The sequence below is a fragment of the Streptomyces sp. NPDC030838 genome (assembly GCF_055572035.1).
On the sequence record NZ_JBVIED010000001.1, the window covers coordinates 332,509 to 347,501 of the forward strand.

Below are 14,993 nucleotides of genomic sequence, written 5' to 3' on the forward strand. Positions count from 1 at the left end.
CACCGCCGTGACGACACACCAAACCACACCCCCCCCCCCCCCCCCCCCCCCCTTCCCCCCCCCCCCCCCCCCCCCCCCCCCCCCCCCCCCCCCCCCCCCCCCCCCCGACGGCGTTCCGGCACGGCAACTCCTCGGCCATCCGGCGGCATCGGGGCTTCATGTCTGTTTGACCGGTCGGTCACGCCCTGGTAACACCAATCAGTGACCCTGATTTCACACCCCGTGAACCCGTGCTGAGCCCTAGGGGGATTCACCATGCAGGCCGCTCCCGTCCGCGCGACAGCGATTCCGTCCTTCACCGACGCACTGCGTGCGGTCGAGTCCCTGCTCATGAGCGGCGGCCACCGCACCGCCCGCCGCAACGCCTGGACCTCCGTCCTGGAGGACCGCCGCCGCGCCAAGGACCGGGTCGAGGCCGAGCGCGTCCTGGAGCAGGTGTACGCCGCCCAGTCCTGAGCGTGCCGCCGGGCCGTCCCGAGCGGTGCCGTCGGTAACCGCCGGGGCACTGCCGTCGTAGGCGCTCCGGGAGCCACGTAGACTTCGTGGCATGGCGAGGAAGGACACGGCAGCCGAGGCTGCGAACCCCGGGCGACTGAAGCAGATCGCCCTGACCTACAAGATGACCCGCAGGGCCGACAAGAAGATCGGTCTTGTACTCGCGGCTGTCGGAATCGTCACCTTCGGTGTCTTCCTCGCGATCGGTTTCTTGATCGGTCACCCCTACTATCTCGGCATCCTGGGCCTCCTGCTCGCCTTCCTCGCGACGGCGATCGTGTTCGGGCGCCGGGCCGAGCGGGCCGCCTTCGGGCAGATGGAGGGCCAGCCGGGCGCCGCCGCGGCCGTGCTGGACAACATCGGCCGGGGCTGGACGACCACCCCCGCGGTGGCGATGAACCGCAGCCAGGACGTGGTGCACCGGGCCGTCGGCAAGGCCGGCATCGTGCTGGTCGCCGAGGGCAACCCGAACCGGGTCAAGAGCCTGCTGGCCGCCGAGAAGAAGAAGATGAACCGCATCGTCGCGGACGTCCCCGTGCACGACCTGATCGTCGGCACCGGCGAGGACCAGGTCGAGCTGAAGAAGCTGCGCACCACCATGCTGAAGCTGCCCCGGGTGCTGACCGGCCCCCAGGTGACCGCGACCAACGACCGGCTGCGCGCGCTGGGCGACCTGATGAGCAACATGCCCCTGCCGAAGGGGCCGATGCCGAAGGGCATGCGCCTCCCGAAGGGCGGGCCGCGACCCCGCTGACGACCCTCGTACGACGAAGGGCGCCCGGATCACTCCGGGCGCCCTTCGTCGTCGTATACGGGGATACGCGGCCGTCGTACGCGGGCGCTAGGCACCCCGCGACGCCGGCATCATCCAAACGAGAGGGCCTAGATGCGGACCTCGACCGTGCGGGCCAGCCGGTCGTGCAGGCCGCGGCCGTCGCGGTCCCAGACGAGCGCCGGGATGGCCAGGCAGAGCAGGACCGTGCGCAGGAGGGCGCGCCCCGGGTGGACGGTGCCGGTGTCCAGGGCGGCGACGCGCAGTCCGAAGAGGCGCTTGCCCGGAGTGAAGCCGATCGTGCCGACGGTGAGCAGGCTCATCACGAAGAAGATCAGCAGGGCCCAGTTGCCGGTCGCCTGGCCGTAGCCGTCCGTGATCAAGCTGTATGCGATCAACAGGCACAGGCCCCAGTCCACGGCCAGCGCCCCGAGCCGTCGTCCCGGGCGGGCTAGGGAGCCCGGACCGTCCTCCGGCAGACCGAGCTGCTCGCCCCGGTATCCGAAGTCGGCACCGGCCTCCTCCATGGCCGCGCGCGGCCCGGAAAGCCATGATCCGATTGCTTGCCTCTTGTCCACCCGTACACGGTACTGCGCCCGTATATGACCGGAGGACGGCGGGGTGTTTCCGGGCCGTATGCGGACTACTGTGGAACCCGAGCCGGTTAACTTGTGCGAAACAAATGGGTCACGCCGGAGAAATCACGCCTCCCTAGGGTCGAAGACAGCGTGTGCCACCGCACTGGCCGCACGAACGATCTACCACCCCGGCGGGACGGTCGGGAGTAGGAGGAGCTGGATGTTCCAGAACGCCGACGAGGCCAAGAAGTTCATCGCGGACGAGGACGTCAAGTTCATCGACGTCCGGTTCTGCGACCTCCCGGGCGTCATGCAGCACTTCACGGTGCCGGCTGAGGCGTTCGACCCGGACGAGGAGCTGGCCTTCGACGGCTCCTCCATCCGCGGCTTCCAGGCCATTCACGAGTCCGACATGGCGCTGCGCGCCGACCTGTCGACCGCCCGTGTCGACCCGTTCCGCCGCGACAAGACGCTGAACGTCAACTTCTTCATCCACGACCCGATCACGGGCGAGCAGTACTCCCGTGACCCGCGCAACGTGGCGAAGAAGGCCGAGGCCTACCTCGCCTCCACCGGGATCGCCGACACCGCGTTCTTCGGTCCCGAGGCCGAGTTCTACGTCTTCGACAGCGTCCGCTTCGCGACCAGCGCGAACGAGTCCTTCTACCACATCGACTCCGAGGCGGGTGCCTGGAACACCGGCGCCCTCGAGGACAACCGTGGCTACAAGGTCCGCTACAAGGGCGGCTACTTCCCGGTCCCGCCGGTCGACCACTTCGCCGACCTGCGCGCCGAGATCTCCCTGGAGCTGGAGAAGGCCGGTCTGAAGGTCGAGCGCCAGCACCACGAGGTGGGCACCGCCGGCCAGGCCGAGATCAACTACAAGTTCAACACGCTGCTCGCCGCCGCCGACGACCTCCAGCTCTTCAAGTACATCGTGAAGAACGTGGCCTGGCGCAACGGCAAGACCGCGACCTTCATGCCGAAGCCGATCTTCGGTGACAACGGCTCGGGCATGCACGTCCACCAGTCGCTGTGGAGCAACGGCGAGCCGCTGTTCTACGACGAGCAGGGCTACGCGGGCCTGTCCGACACCGCCCGCTACTACATCGGCGGCATCCTCAAGCACGCCCCGTCGCTGCTGGCCTTCACCAACCCGACGGTGAACTCGTACCACCGTCTGGTGCCGGGCTTCGAGGCCCCGGTGAACCTGGTGTACTCGCAGCGCAACCGCTCCGCCGCCATGCGTATCCCGATCACGGGTTCGAACCCGAAGGCCAAGCGCGTCGAGTTCCGCGCGCCCGACTCCTCCGGCAACCCGTACCTCGCCTTCTCGGCCCTGCTCCTCGCGGGCCTGGACGGCATCAAGAACAAGATCGAGCCGGCCGAGCCGATCGACAAGGACCTGTACGAGCTGGCTCCCGAGGAGCACGCCAACGTCCCGCAGGTCCCGACCTCCCTCGGCGCCGTCCTCGACTCCCTCGAGGCCGACCACGAGTTCCTGCTCCAGGGCGACGTGTTCACCTCGGACCTGATCGAGACCTGGATCGACTACAAGCGCGCGAACGAGATCGCCCCGCTGCAGCTGCGTCCGCACCCGCACGAGTTCGAGCTCTACTTCGACGTGTGACAGGCCCGTCGACGCCCGGCGCGCACAGAGCGCGGCGGGCGTCGACGGCGCCTCCGAGACGCGGTGAGGGCCGCCACCTGTCGACAGGTGGCGGCCCTCAGTCGTGCGCCTTCGGTCCGGTGGAAACGCCGGCTACCGCGGTCAGCCCAGCACGATCACGACGATGCCGTTGCCGAAGTGGTCGAAGTGGTGACGGTCGTCGTGGAAGAAGCGACGATCATCGTGGAAGAAGCGACGATCGTCGTCGTCCCAGTTCGCGGGAACGCTCGTCGGTGTGGCGGCCGACGCCGTACCTGCTGTGCCGATCGCGGCGCCACCGGCCAGCAGGACGCCGGCCGCGGACAGCGCGAGGAGACGCCTGGCGCGTGGTGCTTTCATGGAGATACCTTCCTTCCATCCCAGCGTGCGGTCATGTCGAGGCACGAGCCGGACGGACGGCCGCGAACGCATCGGGACAGCGCGCCGCGGTCTTAGGTGTTGCCGCCTGAGTTGTGAACGGGATCTCGCCGGCGAAGAGGCGGATCCCGGGCTGCGGCCCTCCCCTAAAAGGCTAGTCGCCCATCGATCACTCAGCATGTTGGACCAAGGGCAGGCGATCATCTTGTCCTACTACGCTGGAGGGGACTGGACCAGGAGGGGGAACGGGGATGTCCGAACGGGACGACGAGGAGCGGGAGTTCGACCTTCGGTGGGCGGAGAGCTCCGAGCACAAGGAGCCCTCGGCCCGGGCGCGGATGCTCGCCGCGCGCTGGAAGGACAACCCGCCGGGACCGGTGCCGTTCCGGGCCGCCCCCGATCACCGGGCGTCGTCCCGCCGCCGGTCGTCGTGGGTCTCGACGGCGGTCGTCCTCGGCTGTGTGGCCGCCGTGATCCTGCTGCTGGGGTACATCGACTTCCGGGCGCCGTACTGACCCGCCCCGGGACGACCGGGTGCACACTGGCAGAGGGGCCCGTGCCCGGCTGCTAGGTGGTGTGCCATGGGGAGCCGCTTTCGGAGTGATCGGCGGCTGACCGCGCGGATGGCGGTCACGCTGTTTCTGCTCGGGCTGTTGTACGTCGGTTTCGTCGCCGCTCTGATCGTGCTGCTGAAGTCCTGGGTGCTGGTCGTCGTAGTGGCGGCGGCGCTGCTGGGGGCGCAGTACTGGTTCTCCGACCGGATCGCGCTGTACGCGATGCGCGGGCGGGTCGTGGAGCGGGAGGAGTATCCGGAGTTGCATGCCGTGGTGGACCGGCTGTGCGCGCTCGCGGACCTGCCGAAGCCGGTCGTCGCCGTGTCCGGGATGGACATGCCGAACGCGTTCGCGACCGGGCGGAACGCCGAGCACGCCGCGGTGTGTGTGACCACCGGGCTGCTGCGGCGGCTGGAGCCGGCCGAGCTGGAGGGGGTGCTCGCGCACGAGCTGTCGCATGTGGCGCACAAGGACGTCGCCGTGATCACGGTGGCGTCGTTCCTCGGGGTGATCGCGGGGCTGATCGTGCGGTTCGCGTTCTACTCCGGACTGTTCGGGGGAGGGCGCCGGGATCAGAACACCGCCGTCGTCCTCGTGACGGTCATGGGGGTGTCCGCGGCCGTGTACGCGATCAGCTTCCTGTTGATCCGGGCGCTGTCCCGGTACCGGGAGCTGGCCGCGGACCGGGCCGGCGCGCTGCTCACCGGGCGGCCCTCCGCGCTGGCGTCGGCGCTGACCAAGCTGTCCGGGGACATCGCCCGGATCCCGACCCGGGACCTGCGCACCGCCCAGGCCTTCAACGCGTTCTATTTCACGCCCGCGCTGGGCCGGGGGCCGAGCCTCGGCCGGCTGTTCTCCACCCACCCGAGCCTGGAGGAGCGGCTGGCGCAGCTGGGCCGGATCTCCGGTGAGCTGGGTGAGGCCGCGGCGCCCGGGAAGGCGGGGTGAGCGGCATGGGGCTGCTGGACATCCTGCTCGGCCGGACCAAGCCGGTCGCGCCCGATCTCGACCGGCTGTTCGCGCTGCCCTCGGCGGCGGTGACCCTGGAGGCCGCCGCCGCCTTCACGCCGACCGGGCAGGGCGCGGTGTGCTTCGCCACGGTCGAGGGCGCCGCCTTCGAGCAGACCCACCGTGAGGTGCGCGCCCTGCTGGACGCGGACGCCGACCGCACCGGGCCCCCGGTGGAGCTGGAGCAGGACGCGTACGGCTACTCCTGGCTGGTCTCCCGCCGCTCCCCCGACGACCTGCCGCTGCTCGTGAATGATCTGCACGCGGTGAACAGCTCGATGGAGGCCAGCGGCTTCGGGCCGCAGCTGCTGTGCTCACTGGCCGGGTTCCGGAACCCGGAGGGGCGCCGGCTGGCGCTGGTCTATCTCTACAAGCGCGGCACCTTCTACCCGTTCGCGCCGCTGCCGGGCGCGGGGCAGCGGCGCGACAACGCACTCGAGCTGGAGCTGAGGGCGGCGCTCGCGGACGATCTGCGGATCGAGGAGGACCTGGGGCGGTGGTTCCCGGTGTGGGGCGCCCCCGGTCTGTGATCCCCTCGCTCCCTCACCTGCTCCTTTCCCGCTCCTGACGGCGGGCCTCCAGGGGGCGCTCGCGGCGGTAGCGGCGCTCCCACTTGGCCTGCTGGTCACGGCGGTCGCGGTACGCCTGGTAGGTGGTCGGTGCCGACCCCGGACCCGCGGGGGGCCTCGGGGACGTACCGCCTCCGTACCGCACGTACAGGTAGAGCAGAGCGACGGCGGCGAGCCAGTAGAGGTGGTTTCCGAATCCCAGGACGACCAGGACGACCGCCCCGGACAGCACGATGGTGCCCATGACAGGGCCTCCTTCCCTGGAACGTGGGGTGGGGTCTGTGTTTCGAGGGTGCCCTGCGCGCACAGGGTGCCGCATCTCCTTTTCCCCCGCGTTCAGGGCGAGTTGAGCGCACCCGTGAGTGAATGGGCGGCATGAGCACACTGCTTCCCTTCACGTCCTTCACCCACGACCACGACGGCGAACGGCTCAGCGGGGTGTACGGCGGTACCGGCGCCGGACCCGTGGCCGTGCTGCTGCACGGGGCGGGCACCGGCAGCAAGGAGCGACTGCTGCCGCTGCTCGGCGAGTTCGCCGCCCACGGCTGCCACGCGCTGGCTCTCGACTTCTCGGGCCACGGCGACAGCACCGGCGTCCTCGCCGAGTTGAGCCTGCGCCGCCGGTTCGAGCAGGCGATGGCGGTGATCGACGCGCGGGTCCCGGCGGACGCGCCGCTGGTCCTGGTCGGGTTCAGCATGAGCGGGCAGACGGTGGCCGACCTGATCCGGCACTACGGCGACCGGGTCGCGGCGGTGGGCCTCGGCGCGCCCGCCGTCTACGCGCCCGAGGCCTGGGACGTACCGTTCGGGGACGGCACCGGCCGCTTCACGGAGATCCTCCGCACGCCGGACAGCTGGCGGGAATCCCCCGCCCTCGACGTGCTGCGCTCCTACCCGGGCCGGGCGGTGCTGGCCGTCCCCGGCACCGACGCGGTGATCCCGCCGGAGGTGACGGAGGCGGTGCAGGACGCGCTGGCGGCCCGCGCCCAGTACACCCGCTTCGAACTCCCCGACGCGGAGCACCGGCTGGGCCTGTGGTTCCGCGACCACGCGGACGACCGGCGGGACTTCGTGACCGCGGTGCTCACCGGGCTGGGCGACGGCGGCTGGACGGCGACCCGCGCCTGGGTGGCCAAGCGGCTGCCGGAGGGACGCCGGGTCGTCGACAGCCGCCCCCTGCGCGGCGGCTGGAGCTCGCAGATGCGCCGGCTCACCCTGGACGACGGCTCCGCGCTGGTGCTGCGGTCCTTCGTGAAGCCCTTCTTCCGCCGCCACGCCCCCGGTCTGCTGACGCGCGAGGCGGATGTCCTGGCACTGCTCGCGGGGCGGGACGGCATCCCGGCGCCGGAGCTGGTCGCGGTGGACGCGACCGCGGAACTGTGCGACCACCCCTCGCTGCTGATGACGTCGCTGCCCGGCCGCGTACGGGTCGACGAGGAGGACCTGGAGTGGCGCGTGGAGCTGCTGGCGGGACAACTCGCCCGGATCCACGCGGTGGTACCGGACGAGCGGCCGCGCGCCTACCAGGCGTGGACCTCACCGGAGCGAGCCGACACCCCCGGCGGCGCGCTGTGGGACCGGGCCGTGGACGCCATCCGCCGCGATCCGCCGCCGTACGAGGGCTGCTTCCTACACCGGGACTTCCATCCCGGGAACGTCCTCTTCGACGGCACCGGAGCGGACCTGCGGATCACCGGTGTCGTCGACTGGGTGGAGACTTCGTGGGGCCCGGCCGACCTCGACGTCGCGCACTGTTCAACGGCGCTGGCGCTGCTGCACGGCCCGGAGTGGGGGCTCGGCTTCCGGGAGCGCTACGAGCGGCACGGCGGCCGGTCACTGGCCGACGGGCCCGACCACCTGTACTGGCGCCTCCTCGACGCGCTCGGCTACTCCCCCGACGCGGCCAAGCTCGCCGGTCCGTGGCGGGAGCTGGGCCGCGCGGATCTGACGCCGGACGTGCTGGGCGGGCGGCTGGCGGCGTATGTGCGCGGACTGCTGGAACGGTACGGCCGCTGACGCCCCTCACGCCTCCGGCGCGGCGGCGACGACCCCCGCCGCCACGGCCGCGCCGAGGGCGGTGTGGTCGGCGGCGGTCTGGTCGGCATAGCGCAGCGCGAACTCGGCGACCGCGCGGTCGAAGGTGTCGGCGCCGCCCAGGTAGGCGGCGATGGCGATGCGGTCGCCGGAGCGGGCGTGCGCGCGGGCCAGGGCGGTGCCGCACAGGGCGGCGTAGGCGCGCAGGTCGGCCGGGCTCATCCCGGCGACGTCCGCGGAGCCCTTCATGTCGCGCAGCTGCCGCCAGTAGTGGGCGCGGCCCTGTGGGCCGGTCATCCAGCCGAGGAAGATGTCGGCGGCGGCCTGGAGGAGCCGCTGTCCAGCGACGACCCGGTGGCCGGGATGGTCGTACGGCCCGCTCGGCAGATGCTCCTCCAGGACGGACGTACCGGCCTCCTTGAGCTGGAGGAACAGCGGGTCGTCGGGGTCGCGGCCCTCCAGCAGCACGATGAAGCAGGGGACGCCGACGCTGCCGATGCCGACCACCTTGCGGGCGGCGTCGACGAAGCGGTAGCGGTCCAGGAGCAGCCGGCGCTCCTCGGGAAGGGTCGAGCGGTAGTCGCTGAAGCTCTTGCGCAGGGCGGCGGTGTCGGCGGCGCCGGCCGGTTCCAGCAGTGGCGGGTCGTGGACGATACGGCGGCGGCCGTCGACGACCTCGGTCAGCTTGTCGAGCGCCTGGAGGCTGGTGTGCCGGCGGGCCCGGGTGAGGCTGGCCTCGACCCGGCGGCGGCGCCGCGCGGAGCGGACCAGGGGCAGCAGCCGGTCGGCCTCGATGCGCTCGTACCAGGCGTCCAGCTCGCCCATCCGGGCCAGCCGCCGCATGGCGGTGCGGTAGGCGGCGGCCGACTCCAGGGCGGCCCGGTGCGCCTTGGCGTCGGTGTGCCCGTTCTCCCGGGCGGCGACCGCGACGCTGGCGGCGAGGCGTTTGACGTCCCACTCGAAGGGGCCGGGGAAGGTCTCGTCGAAGTCGTCGAGGTCGAACAGCAGGGTGTGTTCCGGGGAGGCGTACAGACCGAAGTTGAGCAGATGGGCGTCCCCGCACAGCTGCACGGTCAGCCCGGTGTGCGGCTGGGCGGCGAGGTCGGCGGCCATCACGGCGGCGGCGCCGCGCAGGAAGGCGAACGGGGAGGCGGCCATGCGTCCGTACCGGATCGGCAGCAGCTCCGGCAACCGGTCGCGGCCCTGCTTCTCCAGTACGACGACGGGGTCCGGCCGGTCGACGGACGCCAGCCAGGCGGCGTGCCCGGTACGCGGGACGCGTTTGCGGGCGGCCCGGCCGAGGTCGGCGCGTTCGGCGGGCGTCGCGGGGCTGGGCGCGGGCGTGGTCATGGGGCGGCGGCCGATGCCCGTATGCGGTGGTCGTTGCCGTTGCGCTGCATGCCACACCTCCCTGGGTCGCCGCCTCCTGTTCGCAGTGAACGGCCCGGGGCGGGGGCGGCGCATGCCCAGTACGGCGAACGGGTGACGGGCGGGCGGTGCGGGCCGGAGCCGATTGTCAGTGGCGTCGGGCAGGATCGACAGGGCTGGGACGACAGGGCTGGGACTCGACGGATCAGGAGGTCGGCATGGGCGGCGCGGCGGTACGGCGGCACATCGGCGCGGCGGAGCGGCAGGCCCGGCTGGGACTGCGGCACCGGCTGGCGCCGGGGGCGCGGGCGGCACGCCCGGAGGAGGCCGCCGAGGCGCTCGTGGCGCTGCACGGCACGGATCCGGCGACGGTGTATCTGGCGGTGGGCGCGCGGCTGGCGGAGCCGGTGAAGACGGTGCCGGAGACCGAGCGGGCGCTGTACGAGGACAGAACCCTGGTCCGGATGCACGGCATGCGGCACACCGTGTTCGTCTTCCCGACGGAGCTGACCGCCGTCGTGCACGCCTCCACGGGGATCGCGGTCGCCGCCCGGGAACGAAGCTCGCTGGTCAAGGACATGGCGAAGGCGGGCGCACCGGACGCGGCGTGGCTGGCCGAGGTGGAGGCGTCGGCGCTGGCCGCGCTGGCGCGGCGCGGGGAGGCGACGGCGGCGGAGCTGGCGGAGGACGAGCCACGGCTGCGGGAGCAGTTCGTGTACGCGGCCGGGAAGAGCTACGAGGGGATGCACACCGTCTCCGGCAGGCTGCTGCGCGTGCTGGGCGTGGAGGGCAAGGTGGTCCGGGGGCGGCCGCTGGGTTCCTGGACGTCCTCGCAGTTCCGCTGGGCGCCGGCCCCGGAACATCCCGAGCTGGACGCGGCCGGAGCCCAGGCGGACCTGCTGCGCCGCTGGCTCGCGGCGTGCGGTCCGGCGACCGAGGCCGACCTCAAGTGGTGGACGGGGTGGCGGGTGACGGAGGTGCGGAGAGCGCTGGGGGCGATCGGGGCGCGGGAGGTCGGGCTCGACGAGGGCGTGGGGTACGTCGTCGAGGGCGACGAGGAACCGGTGCCGGGGGCTGCCGAACCCTGGGCGGCGCTGCTGCCCGCCCTGGACCCGACCGCCATGGGCTGGCAGCAGCGGGACTGGTATCTCGCGCCGGAGCTGCGCGCGGCACTGTTCGACCGCAGCGGCAACGTCGGGCCGACGGTGTGGTGGGACGGGCGGGTGGTCGGCGGCTGGGCCCAGCGGGCCGACGGCGAGATCGTCTGGCGGATCCTGGACGGCACCGGGGTCGGCCGGGAGGCCGAGGCGGTGATCGGGGCGGAGGCGGAGCGGCTGCGGGAGTGGGTGGGGCGGACGCGGGTGACGCCACGGTTCCGGACGCCGCTGGAGCGGGAGTTGGCCGGCTGACGCCATGACGCCGGGCACCGCGCAGCACACGGCACCCGGCGTCACACCGGCTCAGCGGCAGTACTTCATCAGCGCCCGCACCATGTGGCACGTCGTGTCCGACGGCGGGTGGATGCCGATGAGCTGCGCGGTGTCCCGGATCGTCTCGTTGCGGGCCTGGCCCGGCAGGTAGACGCCGGAGTCGAGCAGCGCTATGGCCAGGCGCATGGCCTTGAGCCGGCGGTTGTGCGAGATGTACCACTCGCGCGGCCGCCCGGGCGGCAACGGCCGCTTCGGGACGGGGGCGTACGGCAGGTCGAGCTGGACGGCACGGCGGGCGGTGGACTGGGTGGGCAACGGCTTCGGCTTCAGTGCGGCAGCGGGCACGGGCATCCTCCTGTCGCGGTCAGGGAACCGCCCGGAAGCCCCCGGCGATCCCCTCGAACACTGCTTCAATTCTACTGCCCACCACTGACAATCGGGGGCCTGCGAAGCAGCCCAAAGCCCCAGGTGAGCAAGGAAATTGCCGGTGTGTCAGACCGTTCTGGCGGGGCCTGTGGGATACCCCGTCAAAATCGAACAGAGCAGGATGCCGCCCCGGCGTGCGACCACCTGCGGCGTACCGTGTCCGGCATGGAAATCTGGATCAACCCCGCCTGCTCCAAGTGCCGCAGCGCCGTGAAGCTGCTCGACGCCGAGGGCGCCGACTACACCGTCCGCCGCTACCTGGAGGACGTCCCGACCGAGGACGAGATCCGCGACGTACTGGACCGCCTCGGCCTGGAGCCGTGGGACATCACCCGCACCCAGGAACCCGCCGCCAAGGAGCTGGGCCTGAAGGAGTGGCCGCGGGACGCCGCCTCCCGCGACCGCTGGGTCACGGCACTGGCGGAGCACCCGAAGCTGATCCAGCGCCCCATCATCACGGCGGACGACGGTACGGCCGTGGTGGCCCGCACCGACGAGGCCGTACGGGACGCCCTGTCCCGTTAGCCCTCCTTCTCCCCTTCTCAACTGTTTGTCGGGCGGCGGGAGTTCGGGCGGCTCGCGCTGTTACCCTCCGCCGCCATGACGTTCCATGATCAGGGGATCGACCCGTACACCCACTGGGCGAGGGAGCAGGAGCGGCTGCGAAGACGCCGTCGCACCCGCTTCGCCGTGGCCGGCGTGACCGGCGGTGTGCTGCTCGCCGCCCTCGCCGCCGGGACCGTGATGTACACCGGCGGAGACGACGGGGCCCCGGCCGCCGCGCCGCCCACGACCGCCGCCCCGACGGCGAGCAGTGCGCCGCCGGCCCCCTCCGTCACGGCCTCGCTCCCGCCCGACGCCCCGTCCGCCCTCCCCTCCCTCCTCGCACGCCCCGTCATACGCCCCGAGCGGGCGTTCCCGGCGACGAGCGTGCGGCTGCCGAACGGCTCCCGCTACGAGCGCGTCGACCTGGCCACCACCCCCGAGTGCGCCCAGGGCATGTCCCCGGAGCTGGCCGCGCTGATCGAGCAGGGCGAGGGCTGTCTGCGGCTGACCGCCGCGCTCTTCACGGACGCGGAGCGGCGCTCGCAGGTGACGGTGACCGTGCTGAGCTTCCGGCGCGTCGAGGACGCCTCGTCGGTGTTCGCGATGGCCTCCATGGACCCGGTGACCTATCAGACCGTCTCGCTCGACCCGCCGCCCGAGGCGGGGATGCCCACGGTGCCGCCCGGTTCGGCGGGGGTGTTCCGCCGGCTGATGACGGTCCGCTCGGTGGTGTTCGCCAACGGCCAGTGGGGCGACGGCGCGGAGACGGAGGAGGCCGCGATCACCCGGCAGACCGAGGAGCTGCTCCAGTACGTCAACGACAACGTGGTGGCGTACGAGGAGGGGTGACCCTCGCGGCCCCCGTGACCCCGCAACCCCGTGATCCTCGTAACTCCCTTGTGACACAAGCCACTTCAACGTACTCCTGTAACCACTGAGTAACCTCGTTCGGGATCTCGTACATAGCGGCGTACGCTCCACCGACCTCTTCAGGAGGCGCGCATGTCGCGTAGGAGAACACTCGGTACGAAGAAGAAGATCGCGCTGCTGGTGAGCGCGGCCACGGTGGCGGGAGGCGGCGCCTTCGTCATGGCGAGCACGTCGAACGCCGCGCAGTCCGCGAAGGACTCGAACGTGTGCCAGGGCCTCGCCACCGCTCTCGGCAACAACCAGCGGTTCATCGAGGCGCAGCGGGCCAATCCGGACGCGCAGTCGGAGGCACGGATCGCCAACCGCGAGGCGGTCATCGCAGAGATCCAGCGCAAACAGGAGGCCTCCGGGTGCGAGGTGGGCGAGGCGATCGGGGGGTCGGCTCAGGACTCCCAGTCCGCACAGCCCTCCGCGCCCGCGGAGGCCGCCGAGCCCGCCCAGCCCGCCGATCCGTCCGCTCCCGCCGAGGAGGCGCAGCCGTCGCAGCCCGCCGAGGCGGCCGGTGAGCAGGTCTGCAACGGGTCGACCGTCACCCTCTCCGGCGAGGGCGGCGCCCCGGCCGCGTCCAGCAACCAGTTCCCGGCGGGGACGAAGCTGAAGGTCACCAACCTGGACAACGACAAGTCCACGACGGTGGAGGTCACGTCGGTCTCGGGCAGCTGCGTCCTGCTCAACAACGCGGCGTTCGAGCAGGTCCGGGAGCCCGGCAAGTTCCTGATCCGCCGGGCGCTGATCGAGAAGGTGGGGTGAGGCCCGGCCGGAGAGGAATCCACGGAGGGGAGAGCTGAGGCGGCGGCCCGCGGCATGTGCGCCCGGGCCGCCGCCTACCCCCGCCGGGGCGGCGCATTCCCATCGCATACGAGGCACGCCGGCCGCCGGGCGGCTCACCGTCCGCGGTCGCGACCGGTGAGTTTCCGCAACGACGCCGCCCTCACGCTGTGAGTCGCACCACAGCACCACCAGGTAACACGGGGTTCACAAACGGGCAATGATCGGGAAATCGCCTGTTGACAGGCTCGCGGGCACCAAGCGCGGCGCCCCAGTGCCGCAGCGCCGCAGCACCCGCAAGCGCGCCCAGACCCACCCCCGAAGGATGTGGCCCGTGACCTTCAAGGCTGAGTACATCTGGATCGACGGCACCGAGCCGACGGCCAAGCTCCGTTCCAAGACCAAGATCATCGCGGGTTCGCCCGCCGGTCTGGACGCGCTGCCGATCTGGGGCTTCGACGGGTCTTCCACCAACCAGGCCGAGGGCCACTCCTCGGACCGTGTCCTCAAGCCGGTCTTCACCTGCCCCGACCCGATCCGCGGCGGCGACGACATCCTCGTCCTGTGCGAGGTCCTCGACATCGACATGACGCCGCACTCGTCCAACACGCGCGCCGCGCTGGCCGAGGTCGCCGAGAAGTTCGCCGCTCAGGAGCCGATCTTCGGCATCGAGCAGGAGTACACCTTCTTCGACGGCTCCCGCCCGCTCGGCTTCCCGGAGGGCGGCTTCCCCGCCCCGCAGGGCGGCTACTACTGCGGTGTCGGCGCCGACGAGATCTTCGGCCGTGAGATCGTCGAGAAGCACCTCGACAACTGCCTGAAGGCGGGTCTGGGCATCTCCGGCATCAACGCCGAGGTCATGCCGGGCCAGTGGGAGTTCCAGGTCGGCCCGCTCTCCCCGCTCGAGGTCTCCGACCAGCTGTGGGTGGCCCGCTGGCTGCTCTACCGCACCGCCGAGGACTTCGGCATCTCCGCCACCCTCGACCCCAAGCCGGTCAAGGGCGACTGGAACGGCGCGGGCGCGCACACCAACTTCTCCACCAAGGCGATGCGCGAGGGCTACGACGCGATCATCACCGCCTGCGAGGCGCTCGGCGAGGGCTCCAAGCCGCTCGACCACGTCAAGAACTACGGCGCCGGCATCGACGACCGCCTGACCGGTCTGCACGAGACCGCCCCGTGGGACAAGTACTCCTACGGCGTCTCCAACCGCGGTGCGTCCGTCCGTATCCCGTGGCAGGTCGAGAAGGACGGCAAGGGCTACATCGAGGACCGCCGCCCGAACGCCAACGTCGACCCGTACGTGGTGACCCGCCTCCTGGTGGACACCTGCTGCTCCGCCCTGGAGAAGGCCGGCCAGGTCTGATCCATGCCAGACGGCTCCGAAAGGGGCGCCCACCGAGGTGGGCGCCCCTTTCGCGTGCGCCTGGCGCTGGTCATGCGGATGCGCATGGCCGGCTGTATTGGCCTGAAGCCAAGTTGATCGTTG

At 71.7% G+C, this 14,993-nt stretch carries 17 protein-coding genes; 12 read left to right on the forward strand and 5 right to left on the reverse strand.

Going from position 1 to position 14,993, the window contains the following annotated elements:
• The first annotated feature begins 255 nt into the window (after positions 1–255).
• Positions 256–456 (forward strand): SCO2195 family GlnR-regulated protein, encoded by a 201-nt coding sequence (locus ACZ42A_RS01470; protein WP_468525078.1) that lies wholly within the window; start codon positions 256–258, stop codon positions 454–456.
• Between the two features lie 91 nt (positions 457–547).
• Positions 548–1,249: a DUF4191 domain-containing protein gene (locus ACZ42A_RS01475; protein ID WP_468525079.1), complete on the forward strand. Its 702-nt coding sequence runs from the start codon at positions 548–550 to the stop codon at positions 1,247–1,249.
• A gap of 128 nt (positions 1,250–1,377) precedes the next feature.
• Here the strand turns inward: ACZ42A_RS01475 and ACZ42A_RS01480 are convergent, their stop codons facing one another.
• The gene (locus ACZ42A_RS01480) at positions 1,378–1,845 is read right to left on the reverse strand and encodes an RDD family protein (RefSeq protein ID WP_468525080.1); all 468 of its coding nucleotides are present in this window, start codon (positions 1,843–1,845) and stop codon (positions 1,378–1,380) included.
• Between the two features lie 220 nt (positions 1,846–2,065).
• Here ACZ42A_RS01480 and glnA point away from each other — a divergent pair, with 220 nt between their 5' ends.
• Positions 2,066–3,475, forward strand: coding sequence for a type I glutamate--ammonia ligase (gene glnA / locus ACZ42A_RS01485; protein WP_468525081.1), 1,410 nt, complete (start codon positions 2,066–2,068; stop codon positions 3,473–3,475).
• Between the two features lie 141 nt (positions 3,476–3,616).
• Here glnA and ACZ42A_RS01490 read toward each other — a convergent pair whose 3' ends face one another.
• The gene (locus tag ACZ42A_RS01490) at positions 3,617–3,853 is read right to left on the reverse strand and encodes a hypothetical protein (RefSeq protein ID WP_468525082.1); all 237 of its coding nucleotides are present in this window, start codon (positions 3,851–3,853) and stop codon (positions 3,617–3,619) included.
• Positions 3,854–4,122: 269 nt separating this feature from the next.
• Between ACZ42A_RS01490 and ACZ42A_RS01495 the strand changes: the two genes are divergently transcribed.
• The 3 genes from ACZ42A_RS01495 to pspAB all read left to right on the forward strand — a co-directional run bounded on the left by ACZ42A_RS01495 (position 4,123) and on the right by pspAB (position 5,963).
• On the forward strand, positions 4,123–4,386 hold the full coding sequence (locus ACZ42A_RS01495; protein ID WP_468525083.1) for an SCO2583/SCO2584 N-terminal domain-containing protein: 264 nt from the start codon (positions 4,123–4,125) through the stop codon (positions 4,384–4,386).
• 66 nt (positions 4,387–4,452) lie between these two features.
• Positions 4,453–5,373 (forward strand): zinc metalloprotease HtpX, encoded by a 921-nt coding sequence (gene htpX, locus ACZ42A_RS01500; protein ID WP_468525084.1) that lies wholly within the window; start codon positions 4,453–4,455, stop codon positions 5,371–5,373.
• Positions 5,374–5,378: 5 nt separating this feature from the next.
• Positions 5,379–5,963, forward strand: a complete 585-nt coding sequence (gene pspAB, locus ACZ42A_RS01505; protein WP_468525085.1) for a PspA-associated protein PspAB — start codon at positions 5,379–5,381, stop codon at positions 5,961–5,963.
• A gap of 13 nt (positions 5,964–5,976) precedes the next feature.
• Here pspAB and ACZ42A_RS01510 read toward each other — a convergent pair whose 3' ends face one another.
• The gene (locus ACZ42A_RS01510; RefSeq protein ID WP_468525086.1) at positions 5,977–6,246 is read right to left on the reverse strand and encodes a hypothetical protein; all 270 of its coding nucleotides are present in this window, start codon (positions 6,244–6,246) and stop codon (positions 5,977–5,979) included.
• A 131-nt stretch (positions 6,247–6,377) separates the two neighbouring features.
• Between ACZ42A_RS01510 and ACZ42A_RS01515 the strand changes: the two genes are divergently transcribed.
• Positions 6,378–8,018, forward strand: a complete 1,641-nt coding sequence (locus ACZ42A_RS01515) for a phosphotransferase (protein WP_468525087.1) — start codon at positions 6,378–6,380, stop codon at positions 8,016–8,018.
• 6 nt (positions 8,019–8,024) lie between these two features.
• Here ACZ42A_RS01515 and ACZ42A_RS01520 read toward each other — a convergent pair whose 3' ends face one another.
• The gene (locus ACZ42A_RS01520; protein ID WP_468525088.1) at positions 8,025–9,386 is read right to left on the reverse strand and encodes a DUF2252 domain-containing protein; all 1,362 of its coding nucleotides are present in this window, start codon (positions 9,384–9,386) and stop codon (positions 8,025–8,027) included.
• A gap of 236 nt (positions 9,387–9,622) precedes the next feature.
• Between ACZ42A_RS01520 and ACZ42A_RS01525 the strand changes: the two genes are divergently transcribed.
• Positions 9,623–10,813: a winged helix DNA-binding domain-containing protein gene (locus ACZ42A_RS01525; protein ID WP_468525089.1), complete on the forward strand. Its 1,191-nt coding sequence runs from the start codon at positions 9,623–9,625 to the stop codon at positions 10,811–10,813.
• A 51-nt stretch (positions 10,814–10,864) separates the two neighbouring features.
• On the opposite strand, the gene ACZ42A_RS01530 is transcribed toward ACZ42A_RS01525, so the two are convergent.
• Positions 10,865–11,179, reverse strand: coding sequence for a hypothetical protein (locus tag ACZ42A_RS01530; protein ID WP_468525090.1), 315 nt, complete (start codon positions 11,177–11,179; stop codon positions 10,865–10,867).
• 246 nt (positions 11,180–11,425) lie between these two features.
• On the opposite strand from ACZ42A_RS01530, the gene ACZ42A_RS01535 reads away from it, so the two are divergent.
• The 4 genes from ACZ42A_RS01535 (at position 11,426) to glnII (ending at position 14,870) form a co-directional block, all read left to right on the forward strand.
• A complete protein-coding gene (locus ACZ42A_RS01535; RefSeq protein ID WP_468525091.1) occupies positions 11,426–11,785 on the forward strand; it encodes an arsenate reductase family protein in 360 nt (119 codons plus the stop codon).
• A gap of 75 nt (positions 11,786–11,860) precedes the next feature.
• Positions 11,861–12,655 carry a hypothetical protein gene (locus ACZ42A_RS01540; protein ID WP_468525092.1) on the forward strand — a complete coding sequence of 265 codons (795 nt, stop codon included), beginning with the start codon at positions 11,861–11,863 and terminating at the stop codon, positions 12,653–12,655.
• 153 nt (positions 12,656–12,808) lie between these two features.
• A complete protein-coding gene (locus ACZ42A_RS01545; RefSeq protein ID WP_468525093.1) occupies positions 12,809–13,486 on the forward strand; it encodes an RlpA-like double-psi beta-barrel domain-containing protein in 678 nt (225 codons plus the stop codon).
• A gap of 352 nt (positions 13,487–13,838) precedes the next feature.
• Positions 13,839–14,870: a glutamine synthetase gene (glnII, locus tag ACZ42A_RS01550; RefSeq protein ID WP_468525094.1), complete on the forward strand. Its 1,032-nt coding sequence runs from the start codon at positions 13,839–13,841 to the stop codon at positions 14,868–14,870.
• Positions 14,871–14,993 lie beyond the last annotated feature (123 nt).

Bases quoted from the DNA above. Each gene is read 5' to 3' on its own strand.
- ACZ42A_RS01525 (WP_468525089.1), top strand. From the start codon at position 9,623: ATGGGCGGCGCGGCGGTACGGCGGCACATCGGCGCGGCGGAGCGGCAG.
- ACZ42A_RS01490 (WP_468525082.1), bottom strand. From the start codon at position 3,853: ATGAAAGCACCACGCGCCAGGCGTCTCCTCGCGCTGTCCGCGGCCGGC.
- ACZ42A_RS01520 (WP_468525088.1), bottom strand. From the start codon at position 9,386: ATGACCACGCCCGCGCCCAGCCCCGCGACGCCCGCCGAACGCGCCGAC.
- pspAB (WP_468525085.1), top strand. From the start codon at position 5,379: ATGGGGCTGCTGGACATCCTGCTCGGCCGGACCAAGCCGGTCGCGCCC.
- ACZ42A_RS01515 (WP_468525087.1), top strand. From the start codon at position 6,378: ATGAGCACACTGCTTCCCTTCACGTCCTTCACCCACGACCACGACGGC.
- ACZ42A_RS01535 (WP_468525091.1), top strand. From the start codon at position 11,426: ATGGAAATCTGGATCAACCCCGCCTGCTCCAAGTGCCGCAGCGCCGTG.
- ACZ42A_RS01470 (WP_468525078.1), top strand. From the start codon at position 256: ATGCAGGCCGCTCCCGTCCGCGCGACAGCGATTCCGTCCTTCACCGAC.
- ACZ42A_RS01545 (WP_468525093.1), top strand. From the start codon at position 12,809: ATGTCGCGTAGGAGAACACTCGGTACGAAGAAGAAGATCGCGCTGCTG.
- ACZ42A_RS01540 (WP_468525092.1), top strand. From the start codon at position 11,861: ATGACGTTCCATGATCAGGGGATCGACCCGTACACCCACTGGGCGAGG.
- ACZ42A_RS01510 (WP_468525086.1), bottom strand. From the start codon at position 6,246: ATGGGCACCATCGTGCTGTCCGGGGCGGTCGTCCTGGTCGTCCTGGGA.
- ACZ42A_RS01495 (WP_468525083.1), top strand. From the start codon at position 4,123: ATGTCCGAACGGGACGACGAGGAGCGGGAGTTCGACCTTCGGTGGGCG.
- ACZ42A_RS01475 (WP_468525079.1), top strand. From the start codon at position 548: ATGGCGAGGAAGGACACGGCAGCCGAGGCTGCGAACCCCGGGCGACTG.
- glnA (WP_468525081.1), top strand. From the start codon at position 2,066: ATGTTCCAGAACGCCGACGAGGCCAAGAAGTTCATCGCGGACGAGGAC.
- htpX (WP_468525084.1), top strand. From the start codon at position 4,453: ATGGGGAGCCGCTTTCGGAGTGATCGGCGGCTGACCGCGCGGATGGCG.